The organism is Lactobacillus paragasseri, assembly GCF_003584685.1.
GTDB lineage: Bacteria > Bacillota > Bacilli > Lactobacillales > Lactobacillaceae > Lactobacillus > Lactobacillus paragasseri.
Genome location: NZ_AP018549.1, coordinates 1518833 through 1532921, shown reverse-complemented (window position 1 = coordinate 1532921; position 14089 = coordinate 1518833). Strand labels below are relative to the sequence as shown.

Below are 14089 nucleotides of genomic sequence, written 5' to 3'. Positions count from 1 at the left end.
AAGCGTGTTGACAGATACTCTTAGGCTAAGAAAGCCAAGAAAGATTCTCAAAAAAATAAATAAACTAGCTCCTAGAATGAGAAAAATGAGTGATGCGCAACTACAAAATCAAACCCAGATTTTTAGGGAGCTTCTTAAAAAAGGAAAAACGCTAGAAGATATTTTACCTGAAGCTTTCGCAACTGTTCGAGAAGCAGATTATCGAGTGTTAGGTCTTTATCCTTATGATGTTCAAGTTCTAGGTGCCATTATGCTGAGTCAGGGTTCAATTGCAGAAATGAAAACTGGCGAAGGAAAAACTTTAGTAGCCACGATGCCGCTTTATTTAAATGGCCTAACTGGAAAGGGAGCGATGTTAGTTACGCCTAATGGCTATCTGGCTGCCCGGGATGAAAAAGATTTAGCGCCAGTTTATAAGTTCTTAGGTTTAACAGTTAGTTTAGCTTTCTTGAGTACTGATGATGAAGAGCAAAAAGCAACGCCGCAAATGAAGCGTAAATGGTATGCAAGCGATATTACCTATACTACTGCTTCATCTTTAGCTTTTGATTATTTATTTAATAATTTGAGTAGTACAAAAGATAGACAATATTTAAGACCATTTAATTTCGTCATTATTGATGAAGTAGACCAGGTTTTACTGGATGAAGCTGAATCACCATTTGTGGTGTCATCTAAACCAAGTGTTCAATCAAACTTATATGGTTTAGCTGATCAGTTTGTTAATTTACTAGATAGTGAGAAGGATTATGAATTCCGTAAAGACGATGGAGTTTTTTGGCTAACCGCTCATGGAATTGAAAAGGCAGAGCGCTTTTTTAAGTTGAAAGATTTATTTGATGAGCAAAGTAGGGCAGTTTATCGACATATTGTCTTAGCAATGACCGCTCATCTAATTATGCGTAAGGGCCATGATTATTTAGTTGTTAAAGGAAAAGTAATCCTACTAGATGAAGATAGTGGTCGTTTAAAGCGTGGAGTTCAGGTAAGTACTGGTTTGCACCAAGCCATTGAAGCTAAAGAAAAAGTTGAATTAACAAATATCCAAAAAACTGCTGCGTCAATTACTTTTCCAGCCTTGTTTAGTTTGTTTAATAAGGTAAGTGGAATGAGTGGCACTGCTAAAGTTAATGAAGAAGAATTTTTGGATATTTATAATTTAAAAGTTACCCGTATTCCAACTAATCGTCCTGTTATCAGAAAAGATAAAAAGCCTGTACTCTTTTTAACAACTCGAGATAAATTAATGGCTGCCATCGATTATGTCGTAAAACTTCATCAGACAGGTCGGCCAGTTTTACTAGTTGCAGGTTCAGTAGAAAATTCAGAAATTATTTCTGAATTGCTGCTAAATATGGGAATACCTCATAATATTTTAAATGCTTATAGTGTTGCTTATGAAGCACAAATTGTTAAACGTGCAGGTCAAAAGGGAGAAGTAACAATTGCAACAAACATGGCTGGTCGTGGTACTGATATTAAGTTAGGCAAGGGCGTAAAAGAATTAGGCGGCCTAGCAGTAATTGGTACTGAAATGCTTCCTAAACGAGTTGAATTGCAGCTCGCTGGTAGAGCAGGAAGACAGGGAGATCCTGGCTCAAGTCAATTCTTTATTTCACTAGAGGATGATTTTGTTTCTAGTAACAACACTGGCAGACAGAAAAAATATTATCGCCGGTTAATGAGAAAAAAGCAAAATGGAAAAGATCTAGTAACATTAAAGTCGCCAATTACTAAGTTCAGTTTACATATGCTTCGCGATCGAGTAGCAGCAATGAGCGCTCTCCAGAGAACTGAAACAAATAAGGAAGAATTAATTTTATCTCTGCAGCGAAAAAATTATTACGATATGCGTGATCGTGTGATGGCAAAGAAAGATTTGCAAGCAGATATTGATCAGGCAATTGATAGAGGGATCGAGCTATATTTTAAGAAAGAAAAAATAAAAAACAAGAACGACTTGAAGTATTTTATTAATGAACATGTAACCTATAATAAAGTTATACTTCCAGAAGATTTAGAAAATATCCAAGACTATAAAAAATATTTGCATGAAATTATTAATAAAGTTATTAACCAGAAAAAGAAAACTTTAATTAATAAGGAACAGCTTAATAATTTTTATCGTCAAATAATGATTGCTGCAATGGATGGTTGCTGGATTGATGAAGTGGATAAGATCTCAAAATTAAAAATTGAGGCGCATGGTTGGACGAATTCAGGTCGTCCACAAGATTTGTTGCAACACCAAGCAGCCTTTAAGATGTATTTACAGTTTTGGGATAAGATTACTCTAGCAATTTTTGATAATTTGCTTTTGAGCCAAATTAATATAAATGAAAAAGGTCAATTGGTTGTTGTATTTAATTAGAGGTAAATAATGACAGTTTATAATGTAAATTTAGGAATAGGTTGGGCAAGTTCTGGTGTTGAGTATGCACAGAAGTATCGTGATCAAAGTTTTAGAAAAACTGGAATTGACGCTAAATTTATTTTTTCTGACTTAATTTTAGATAATAATATTGGTGATCTGACTGCTAATATGGGCTTTAAGGATCAAAGCATTATTTGGCTATATAACTTTTTTACTGATATTAAGATTGCTAAAACTTCTTATACCTTAAAAGCCTTTGAAGCTAGCTTGAAATTTAAGCATTTCACTAAAGAGGCTAATAATGATGGCAAAGAAGTTGTTTATAAATTAAAAGATGACTTTTATGCTGTTGCAAGATTACATGATCGCCAAAAAGAAACTATTGATCAAGTTGTTTATCGAAAAAATAATACCATTTTAAGACGTGATTTTTATTCTTATACTAGGTATGCGGCTGAGTACTATCTAGGAACAGCTGAAAATAATCGTGTAGTTTTTAGAGAATTTTACAATGAAGATGGTTCAGTTGCTTATACTCAGCATCTAAATAATGATCAAGAAACGTACGAATTTACAAATGGCGAAATTATTTATTCTAAAGATGAATTATATCTGAAGATGCTTAAAGCACTTCGTTTCACTAAAAAAGATGTTATTATCTTAGATCGTGAAGATGAAGATAAGTCGTTAATTAATGGGCAACTAATCTTTGAAAATCATGGTCCTGCTAAAATTGTCGTTGTGGTTCATGCTGATCACTATGATAAGCACTTTACTAATGATCATCATGTTTTGTGGAATAACTTTTATGAGTATCAATTTTCACATGCTTCAGAAGTAGCAAGTTTTGTGGTAGCTACTCCAGCTCAAAAGAAAGTATTAGAAGGGCAATTTCAAAAATATTATCATATTACACCGCGTGTTGATTGTATCCCGGTTGGTAGTCTTTTGAAGTTAACGTATCCGGTTAAGAAACGTGAGCCATTTTCACTTATTACTGCATCGCGTTTAGCTAAAGAAAAGCATCTTGATTGGATTGTTAAAGCTGTGATTGCTGCTAAGAATCAAATTCCAGAACTGAAGCTTGATATCTATGGCAAAGGCAGCGAAGGAGCAGCTCTTGACGAAATGATTAAGAATCACCAGGCTGAGGATTATATTCATTTAAAAGGACAGCATGATTTAAAAGATATTTATGTTAAATATCCGGCTTATATTGCTGCTTCAACTAGTGAAGGATTTGGGTTATCACTACTTGAGGCAATTGGCTCGGGATTAGCTATGATTGGTTTTGACGTTCCTTATGGAGATCCAACCTTTATTAAAAATAATGAAAATGGTTATTTACTGCCGTATGACGAAGATTGGAATGAATATCGCAAGGTGGAATTATTGACCAAGGCAATTATTAAATTGTTTAAGCAAAGTGATCTAAAAGCCTTTAATGAAAAATCATATCAAATTGCAGAACCTTATCTAACTGATCGCGTAGCTAAGCAATGGAAAGAAGTATTGGGAGAATTAACAAATGATTAACTTATTTGAAAACTTAGATGTTGCATCAACTGATTTTTTGAGATCGCAACTTTTCGCTGGGCTTAATATTCCTTCAGTCGTGATTCATGATGATGGTTTCTTACCTAAAGAAGTAGATTCGCCAATCAAATTTTATTGTAAGGTTACAGATAAAAATACTCCCTTATATTTTGACAAAGTTAAAATACCTAAGTTCTATCGTATCGTTGCTACGGCGCAGAAAGGTGAAATTTTCGATCTTCATCAAAAGAAAGCTGATATTGTCTTTGCTGCAACGGATAATAATCGGTTAGTTAAAGAAGTAAGATGGTTAGATGACAAGGGGCAATTAAGCTGGATTGATCATTATAATCGTGAAGGCAGAATTTTTGCCAAAACTTATGTGAATAATGGACAAGAAGTTTTACGAAAGTACTTTGATAATGAGGGAAAAGCTGTAATTGTTCATTATTTAGTAGCTGGAGATATTTTATTGTTTGATGATGATGAAACAAGACATTTCTCTAATTTAGTCCAGTTTATGCAATATTATTTAAGAGCACGCCATTATAAGGTAGATCATATTTTCTATAATACTTTGAACCAATCAATGTTTGTTAGCTTAGGCATGGGTGAAAAAGGCTCGGATACGCTGTTTTGGCATGAAAAGTTAGGTGAAGAGCTGCCGGGTAATATGACTTATCTTTCAAAGAATGGCACACGTACTAAGCATGTAGTATTTGAGAATTACTTGGATTGGGAGAAGTGGAAAAATAAGTTACCTAAGGGTGGTAAGCTAGATTTTCGCTTTTTAGGGATGATTTATCCGCATGCGCGTGGGAATAAATTACGACCAGAGGCTGTCATTTTGACTAATTCTGACCAAATAGAACACTTGCAGGAAATAGTTGAAGCTCTTCCTAATATTAATTTCCATATTGCAGCGATAACAGAAATGTCGGCTAAGCTTTTAGCTTTTGATAAATATAACAATGTTCACTTGTATCCAAATGCTACACCAAAGAGAATGAAGGATCTATATCAGTCTTGCGACATCTATTTTGACATTAATCATGGTAATGAAATTCTTGATGCTGTTCGTGGCGCATTTGAGCAAAATATGTTAATTGTTGGCTTTAAGAATACTTTGCATAATCCTAATTTTGTAAGTCCAGATAGTATTTTTGAAGTTGATCAAGTGAATGATATGGCTCATCGAGTTAATGAAGCGCTAGAAGACGCAAAAAAGATGCAAAAATTTGTTGATGACCAGCGGTTGACTGCTGGAGACACGACAGTTGAAAATTATCAAAAGGTAATTGGAGCGCTGAATAATGAGTGAAAAAGGTAAAACGCTTGTTGAAAGACATGCATTAAAAAGATTGGCAAAAGTAGAAAAGAATAAACAAAAGGCATACGAAAAAAAGCCAAAAGAAATTCCTTGGAAAACAATCATTATGGGGGTATGTTTTACAATTATTTTGGTAATGATTTTATTGCAGACTTTTGTTAGATAAAGAAAAACAGGTATTAAATAAGGCAAAGTATCGAAAAAAGTGCTTTGCCTTATTTTTTGTCGTTTTTTTATAAAAATGGTTTGTTCGATGTTATGTTTGCAAGAAAGAAGATAATATAACGGTGTGAAGAACTCGAAAAATAAAAATATTAATTAAATATATTTAAGCTCGCTAAAAATTAACAAATATCATCAAATAATATATTAAATTTTATGTGTCATTTAATAACAAATGATGTATTATAGATTCAGATACTGCTATTAATTTAATAGTTATATAACTTAGTTATGATTAAAATATTACTACTAGGAATAAATACATTAGAGGCATAACTTATGAGAAGATATTTTAAAAATAGAAAACTTCAAAAACATGTTAAACATTATGTTGATCCTAATGCAATTAGAGATGACAAAGATGATGCAACTTCTTATCTGAAGGATATTGCAGGTCTAGCTACAATTCTTGGCGTTGGAGCAACTGGTGGAGCCCTGCTTCCGAATGGGCGAGTATATGCGGCTCAAACTTCCGTTGATCCAAAGTCACAAGTTGTTGGATCAGTTTCTGACTTTATCAAGAGTGGTGCGTCAGATACTACTGGTAGCAAGTCTGATAGTAAGACTTTTAGTATTAGCGCTTCTGAAGATAAAACTAAATCAACTTCAGCTTCTAAAAGTACACAACTATCTCAAAGTCTTTCAAAATCTTTGAGTCAGTCAATTAGCCAATCGGAATCTTTAAGTCATTCATTAAGTGAATCTGAAAGTGCGCTTAATTCATTAAGCTTAGCTAAAAGTAAAGAAAAAGAAGCTAAGTCTAATAAGCAAGCAACGAGTACTTCACATAAATCAGACAATAAAGCGAGTCAATCTGAAACTGCAAATGTAAAGAAGAGTGGACAAAATAATAGACGGAGTGCCGAAAACTCTCTTTCAAATAATTCTACTTCTGCTAATCAAGAACAGAGTTCTACATATGCTTCTACTTCTAATGATATTACGACCAACTTACAGGCAAGTCTTAATTTAAGTAATGATCTTTCTTCATTGTCTAACTTACCATTAGCCTTTAATAGTGTTTCTAGTAATAATTCCACTTCGAATAATTCAAATTCTCAATTACCAGTTACTTTAGCTGCTAACTTTATGACTTTGGCAGCTACTGATGCTACGGTTGCTAAGCCAGATTTTACAGGTACTGCGCTCCTAGGATATATAGGTACTGATGGAAAATATGTTTCAGGTAGTGATATTTCATATACGAGCTCAACATCTGCATCAAGTCTTCCTAACTTAGCTTTTCGACTTTCTACGGCAAATAATGACACTACTAATAGTCAACAATTTTTTGTAATGATCCCCAAGGGATTTAAATCAAGTGTCAATGACTTTAGTCAACTTGGAAGTAGTCGTTATACTTATCCATTTAACGCTGGATTTAGTGGCCCTGAGAGCTTTTCTTCTAGTGAATATTCTGTTAAAGATTTAGGTGAAGTAGGACCTAATGGCGAACAGCTTTTTAGTATAACTCTAACTGCTAATCCTAATTGGGGCAATAATTTTGGTGGAAAATTTAAACTGACATTAGACCCTACTGTCACGGGGCAATATAGCTATAACGAATATACTGCACCTTTAGTGTCTGAGCTTGCAAGTGATGGACAAGGTTGGAATAACGGGAACTTTACGGGCTTTACAATAGATGGAAAACATGTTGATGTTGTAAATACTGAAGGATATGCTTCCTCAATCCAATATGCTGTAAATCAAGCACTTAAGCCAACATTCACTGGTACTGCTACTTTGGGTAATCTTTCAAATGGAACTTTTGTTTCAGCAAATAGCACTAACTATACAGCTGATACTCCAACGACTGATTTGCCTACTTTAAACGTTCGGTTGTCAACAAACGGTACTACGACGGTCGATAAGCCACAATTTATTGTTGCAATTCCTAAAGGATTCACAGCAACAGGCAATAGTCTAATCTCTTCAGATACTGTAAGTAAATATTTCGGGGATAATTTTAAAGGAACTAACAGTTTCAGTAGCAGTGATTACAGTGTTGAATCTATTGGAACTAATAGTAATGGTGAAGAACTATACCTTGTAAAGCTGAACTTTAATCCATCAGAAAGTAATAACAAAGATCTTGGCTTACAATTTAAGTTAGCTTTAGATTCATCTGCACAAGGAAGCTATACATATAATAGTAGTAGTACGCCGTTAGTATCTGAACTTGCAAGTGATGGTCAAAGTACAGCAGGCACTGCTACGATTACTGCTAATGGCAAGACTTATGATGTTGTAAGAAGTAGCAATGCAACAGATGTAACTTACTATATAAACAACACACAAACACCGACTTTCTCTGGTACTGCGTGGTTTGACGCAAATGAAAAAGTATACAATGGTAATAGTGCTACGCTTCCTACTTATACTTTTCGTTTATCAACTTATGGAAATTCCACTATAAAAAATCCTAAGTTTATTTTGATGATTCCTGCAGGTTTTACAGCTACAAAAGATGATATAACATTTGGAGCTGGAGTAAATCCTACAAATGTTCAAGATTTAGGAAATTATGGGCCAAACGGAGAAAAGCTATTTGAAATTACTTTAAGCAGTAATCCGGTTTGGAGTTCTCCTACTAACACTGTTAAATTAACATTGGATCCTCAAAATGGTGGCTCGTATAAATATTCGTATAATACAGCTCCATTAGTATCTGAACTTGCTGGAGATGCCAACCAAGGCGCAGCTGGAAGTGACTTCACATATACTTTTAAAGTTGGAAATGATAAAACACCTATAAATGTAGTGAAAAGTCAGTATCCAGTAAACGAGCAAAATGACGGATCGGTTTCTTATACCGTTCAAGCTGGTAGTACTAAACTAGATACTACTTCATATAATATCAGCAATCTTAAGGTTACTCCTTATAAAGGAGAAACAATTAATGATGCAGGTTATGAACAACTTCATTTTACCTTTACTCCAACTACTCAATTAAAGAGTGGAGATTATTTTGATGTACAACTAGGTTTACCTAATGCAGATGGTTCCATTAAAGAATATGATACTAAGCTTGGAAATAATTTAGCCATAACTACTACAGATGGTACTCAAGTCGGAACAGCTTATAATATGGGAACGTATTATAGGATAGTATTTAACGCAAATGCAGCTAAATATACGACTGGTAATAACCATCCTTCTTGGAATTTAAAGCTCAGTTGGGGTAATCCGGGTTCACAAACTCCTTCAATTAGTACTGATCAAAGTAGCAGTAATACTACTAACTTAGGTACTACCTTTGTTTATAAATATACCAATGATCTATCTCTTAATGGTACAAAGTTTGCTTATACTCCAACTAACGATGTCACAATAAATGGACAACGCTATGCTAGTGGTTTGCATATTCAAGGACAATATGTCTATGATGGACAATACCTGAAAGGAAATGATCAAACTTATTCAAGTATGGTTGAACCGTACAATCGTATTTGGTATCCAGATAATAAAGTTGGAATCGCTACTAACTGGTACAACAGGGTAACTGTTAATATTGCTACAAATGGGGCAAAAAATTCTAATCAAAATACTAGTAATAATTTTGACATTACCGTTAGCGTAGGGAAAAATGATGTCTTTAATTATCAATGGGCTACAGATGAAGATCTAGCAACTCAAATAAAAGATCACCTTGCTAAATATGTAACGAATGATTTAAGTAATACAGTAGATTCAGAATCAAATGTATATTTGAATAATAACGAAAAAAATGGTGATAAAGTTGACTCTGAAGTAACGGTTACACATACTGATACGCCAGTTGATGCGAGTGGTAGAATTCAAAGAGTTTATCATATTAAATTATCTAATCCAAATGCCAGATTGGATGGAAGCATTAGCCCATTAACTGTTTCTTCTAATGAATTTACGATGCCATCTGATATTAAAACTTATCAAGAAGATTACGATCATTTAATAGATGCTGATAATTTTAATGGTGCAGATACATCTAACAAGACTCTTCTAAATGCGTTAGAAAAAACACCTATTGCTTTAATGAAAGTTACTAATAATACAACTGGTAAAGATTCTACTGGAGTCCAGGGACAAAAATGGGCAGCTCTAATTCGGTATGACACTAGTGGTGATGTTAAAAATGCCGTAGATCCAACTAATACAAGAACTGCAACTCTAGAATTTGTTAATGACAATGATCCTGCTAATCCAATTACGATTGTGTCTGCAACAAATACTGCTCAAGGAACAGCCGATAGTAAAATTGATTTTTCAAATGCTACTGATACTTTGGCATATTTGGAAAAGTTAGGTTATAGCCTTGAGAAAGTTGTTAATAACCAAACAGGAAAGGTAATTACCCCCCCCAGAAGGAGTAGATCTTAAGAATTTAACTGCTTATCCTTATGGTAATTTAATTGACAGTCCTAATAAGTTCACTGTTTATTTACATTACACAGATATCCAAAGCATTAGCGCAAGTCAGAGTGTATCTAATAGTATTTCAAATAGTTATTCAATTCAAAGATCCGAAAGTAGAAGTGAATCATTAAGTATTAGTGAAGCTACTTCAGGAAGTATAAGTAGAAGCTTAAGTAATTCAATTAGACAAAGTGAAAGTACCAGTAGGTCACTCAGTCAAAGTGAGAGTCTAAGTCATTCAACAAGCCAAAGCGAGAGCTTGAGTAATTCATTTAGCCAAAGTGAAAGCTTAAGTAACTCACTGAGTGAAAGTGAGAGTTTGAGTAACTCACTGAGTCAAAGCGAAAGTTTGAGTAACTCCTTGAGCCAGAGTGAAAGCTTAAGTCAAAGCGAGAGCTTGAGTAACTCATTGAGTCAAAGTGAAAGCTTGTCTAACTCACTAAGCCAGAGCGAAAGCTTGAGTAATTCCTTAAGTCAGAGTGAGAGTTTAAGCAACAGCTTGAGCCAAAGTGAGAGCCTAAGCAATTCACTCAGCCAGAGCGAAAGCTTAAGTAATTCACTCAGTCAAAGCGAGAGCTTGAGTAATTCATTAAGCCAGAGCGAAAGCCTAAGCAACAGCTTAAGTGAGAGTGAGAGCTTATCTAACTCCTTAAGTCAAAGCGAGAGCTTGAGTAATTCACTCAGCCAAAGCGAGAGTTTGAGTAACAGCTTGAGCCAGAGCGAGAGCTTGAGTAACTCGCTTAGCCAAAGTGAGAGTTTAAGCAACTCTCTAAGCCAAAGCGAGAGTTTGAGCAACAGTTTGAGCCAGAGTGAGAGCTTGAGTAATTCACTCAGTCAGAGCGAAAGCCTAAGCAACTCCTTAAGTCAGAGTGAAAGCTTGAGCAACAGCTTGAGTCAAAGCGAGAGCTTGAGTAACTCCTTGAGTGAGAGTGAAAGCTTGAGTAACAGCTTGAGTCAAAGCGAGAGCCTAAGCAATTCACTCAGCCAGAGCGAAAGCTTAAGTAATTCACTCAGTCAAAGCGAGAGCTTGAGTAATTCATTAAGCCAGAGCGAAAGCCTAAGCAACAGCTTAAGTGAGAGTGAGAGCTTATCTAACTCCTTAAGTCAAAGCGAGAGTTTGAGCAACAGCTTGAGTCAGAGTGAGAGTTTGTCCAACTCTTTGAGCCAGAGCGAAAGCTTGAGTAATTCCTTAAGTCAGAGTGAGAGCTTGTCCAACTCTTTGAGTCAAAGTGAGAGTTTGAGCAACAGCTTAAGCCAGAGTGAAAGCCTAAGCAACTCACTTAGCCAAAGTGAAAGCTTGTCTAACTCCTTGAGCCAGAGTGAAAGCTTGAGTAACTCACTCAGCCAAAGTGAGAGTTTGAGCAACAGTTTGAGCCAGAGTGAGAGCTTGAGTAACTCATTGCGCCAAAGTGAAAGTTTAAGTAACTCACTAAGTCAGAGCGAAAGCTTAAGCAACTCCCTCAGCGAAAGTGAAAGCTTGAGTAACTCATTGAGTCAGAGTGAGAGCTTGTCTAACTCATTGAGCCAAAGCGAGAGTTTGAGCAACAGCTTGAGCCAAAGCGAAAGCTTAAGTAACAGTTTGAGCCAGAGCGAAAGCTTGAGCAACAGCTTGAGTCAAAGCGAGAGCTTGAGTAACTCATTGCGCCAAAGTGAAAGTTTAAGTAACTCATTGAGTCAGGGCGAGAGTTTGAGTAACTCACTAAGCCAAAGTGAGAGTTTAAGTAACTCACTAAGTCAGAGCGAAAGTTTGAGTAACTCATTGAGCCAGAGTGAAAGTTTAAGCAACAGCTTGAGCCAGAGTGAGAGTTTGAGCAGCAGCTTGAGCCAGAGCGAAAGTTTGAGTAACTCGCTTAGCCAAAGTGAGAGTTTAAGCAACTCTCTAAGCCAAAGCGAGAGTTTGAGTAACAGCTTGAGCCAGAGCGAAAGTTTGAGTAACTCATTGAGTCAAAGCGAAAGCTTGTCTAACTCCTTGAGCCAGAGCGAAAGCTTAAGTAATTCACTCAGCCAAAGTGAGAGTTTGAGTAACTCATTGAGCCAAAGTGAGAGTTTGAGTAACAGCTTGAGTGAAAGTGAGAGCTTGAGCAACTCCTTGAGTGAGAGTGAGAGTTTGTCCAACTCCTTAAGCCAAAGTGAAAGCTTAAGTAACTCCTTGAGCCAAAGTGAAAGTTTAAGTAACTCATTGAGTCAGAGTGAGAGCTTGAGCAACAGCTTGAGTCAGAGTGAGAGTTTGAGTAACTCACTCAGTCAAAGCGAGAGCTTGAGCAACAGCTTGAGTCAGAGTGAGAGTTTGAGTAACTCACTCAGTCAAAGCGAGAGCTTGAGTAACTCCTTGAGTGAGAGCGAGAGTTTGAGTAACTCCTTAAGCCAGAGTGAGAGCTTGTCTAACTCCTTGAGTGAGAGTGAAAGCTTGAGTAACAGCTTGAGTCAAAGCGAGAGCTTGTCTAACTCATTGAGTCAGAGTGAAAGCTTGTCTAACTCCTTGAGTCAGAGTGAGAGTTTGAGTAACAGCTTGAGCCAAAGCGAAAGCTTGAGTAACTCCCTCAGCCAGAGCGAAAGCTTGTCTAACAGCTTGAGTCAGAGTGAGAGTTTGAGTAACTCCTTGAGTGAGAGTGAAAGCTTGAGTAACTCCCTCAGCCAAAGCGAAAGCCTAAGCAATTCCTTAAGTCAAAGCGAGAGCTTGAGTAACTCCTTAAGCCAGAGCGAAAGTTTAAGCAACTCCTTAAGCGAAAGTGAGAGTTTGAGTAATTCACTAAGTCAGAGCGAGAGCTTGAGTAACTCACTCAGTCAGAGTGAAAGTTTGAGCAACAGCTTAAGTCAAAGCGAAAGCTTAAGTAATTCACTCAGCCAAAGTGAGAGCTTGTCTAACTCCTTGAGTCAGAGTGAGAGCTTGAGCAACAGCTTGAGCCAAAGTGGGAGCTTGTCTAACTCCTTAAGTCAGAGTGAGAGCTTGTCCAACTCTTTGAGTCAAAGCGAGAGCTTGAGTAATTCATTAAGTCAGAGCGAAAGCTTAAGCAACTCCTTAAGTGAGAGTGAGAGTTTGAGCAATAGCTTGAGTAACTCCTTGAGTCAAAGCGAGAGCTTAAGTAACTCCTTGAGTCAAAGTGAGAGTTTGAGTAACAGCTTGAGTCAAAGCGAGAGCTTAAGTAATTCACTAAGTCAAAGCGAGAGTTTGAGTAACTCACTCAGCCAGAGCGAAAGCTTGAGTAACACCTTGAGTCAGAGTGAGAGTCTAAGCAATTCCTTGAGTCAAAGCGAGAGCTTGAGCAACTCACTCAGCCAGAGTGAAAGCCTAAGCAACTCCTTGAGTCAGAGTGAAAGCTTGAGTAACTCCTTAAGCCAGAGCAACAGCTTGAGTGAGAGCTTGAGCAACAGCTTGAGTCAAAGTGAAAGCTTGAGTAACTCCTTAAGCCAGAGTGAAAGCTTGAGTAACAGCTTGAGTCAAAGCGAAAGCTTAAGTAACTCACTCAGCCAGAGCGAAAGCTTAAGTCAGAGTGAAAGCTTGAGCAACAGCTTGAGCCAAAGTGAAAGCTTGAGTAACAGCTTGAACCAAAGCGAGAGTTTGAGCAACAGCTTGAGCCAGAGCGAAAGCTTGTCTAACTCCTTAAGTCAAAGTGAAAGCTTAAGTAACTCATTAAGTCAGAGTGAAAGCTTGAGTAACTCATTGAGCCAAAGCGAGAGTTTGAGTAACAGCTTAAGCAATTCAGGTTCTAATACTCCAAGACATTCACAAGGTTCAACAAGCCAGAGTGGAAGCCTAAGCAATTCATTAAGTGAAAGTGAAGCTTCAATTAGTAATTCAATTAGTCAATCAACTTCAATTTCTACTCACTCAGAAGTAATTGAGAGTACTTCTGAAACGAACAGTAATACTAATAATTCAGAATCAATTAATAGTACTACGAATCCATCTATTTCACGTCCTGCTGAATCTGTCAGCGAACAAACTAGCGTAAACATTACTCCAGAAAAACAGCCAGCAGAATCAACTGAACAACAAGTTAGTGCTAAGAAACATCGGGTAAGAACGAATACTCGTCGTAAGTTGCCACAAACTGGTGCTTCTACGAATTCGTCATCATTACTTGGTCTACTTGCAACTGCTGTTGGTGGTTTACTTGGTTTAAGACGTAAAAAGAATAGAAAGAGAAGAAGATAACAGAAAAAGGTCATAGCTTGTTTGCTATGGCTTTTTCTTGTTCAAAATAAATACCAAAATAGCTCTCTAAGGC

The 14089-nt window shown here is 36.5% G+C and carries 6 protein-coding genes; all 6 read left to right on the top strand.

The genetic code is table 11. From position 1 onward, the window contains the following. The first annotated feature begins 4 nt into the window (after positions 1-4). The 6 genes from secA2 (at position 5) to LpgJCM5343_RS07415 (ending at position 14016) form a co-directional block, all read left to right on the top strand. Positions 5-2371, top strand: a complete 2367-nt coding sequence (secA2, locus tag LpgJCM5343_RS07440; protein WP_049148878.1) for an accessory Sec system translocase SecA2 — start codon at positions 5-7, stop codon at positions 2369-2371. Between the two features lie 9 nt (positions 2372-2380). Then, positions 2381-3910 (top strand): accessory Sec system glycosyltransferase GtfA, encoded by a 1530-nt coding sequence (gtfA, locus tag LpgJCM5343_RS07435; protein WP_101891087.1) that lies wholly within the window; start codon positions 2381-2383, stop codon positions 3908-3910. After that, positions 3903-5231 carry an accessory Sec system glycosylation chaperone GtfB gene (gtfB, locus tag LpgJCM5343_RS07430; RefSeq protein ID WP_020807843.1) on the top strand — a complete coding sequence of 443 codons (1329 nt, stop codon included), beginning with the start codon at positions 3903-3905 and terminating at the stop codon, positions 5229-5231. The genes gtfA and gtfB overlap by 8 nt, the downstream gene beginning before the upstream one ends. After that, positions 5224-5406, top strand: coding sequence for a hypothetical protein (locus LpgJCM5343_RS07425; protein WP_003648287.1), 183 nt, complete (start codon positions 5224-5226; stop codon positions 5404-5406). The genes gtfB and LpgJCM5343_RS07425 overlap by 8 nt, the downstream gene beginning before the upstream one ends. 335 nt (positions 5407-5741) lie before the next feature. Then, positions 5742-9824: an RHS repeat domain-containing protein gene (locus tag LpgJCM5343_RS09550; protein WP_053090500.1), complete on the top strand. Its 4083-nt coding sequence runs from the start codon at positions 5742-5744 to the stop codon at positions 9822-9824. A 295-nt stretch (positions 9825-10119) separates the two neighbouring features. Then, positions 10120-14016, top strand: a complete 3897-nt coding sequence (locus tag LpgJCM5343_RS07415; protein ID WP_276527812.1) for an LPXTG cell wall anchor domain-containing protein — start codon at positions 10120-10122, stop codon at positions 14014-14016. Positions 14017-14089: the final 73 nt, after the last annotated feature.

Coding starts and splice junctions, on each gene's coding strand:
- gtfA (WP_101891087.1), top strand. CDS start 2,381: ATGACAGTTTATAATGTAAATTTAGGAATAGGTTGGGCAAGTTCTGGT.
- gtfB (WP_020807843.1), top strand. CDS start 3,903: ATGATTAACTTATTTGAAAACTTAGATGTTGCATCAACTGATTTTTTG.
- LpgJCM5343_RS07425 (WP_003648287.1), top strand. CDS start 5,224: ATGAGTGAAAAAGGTAAAACGCTTGTTGAAAGACATGCATTAAAAAGA.
- LpgJCM5343_RS09550 (WP_053090500.1), top strand. CDS start 5,742: ATGAGAAGATATTTTAAAAATAGAAAACTTCAAAAACATGTTAAACAT.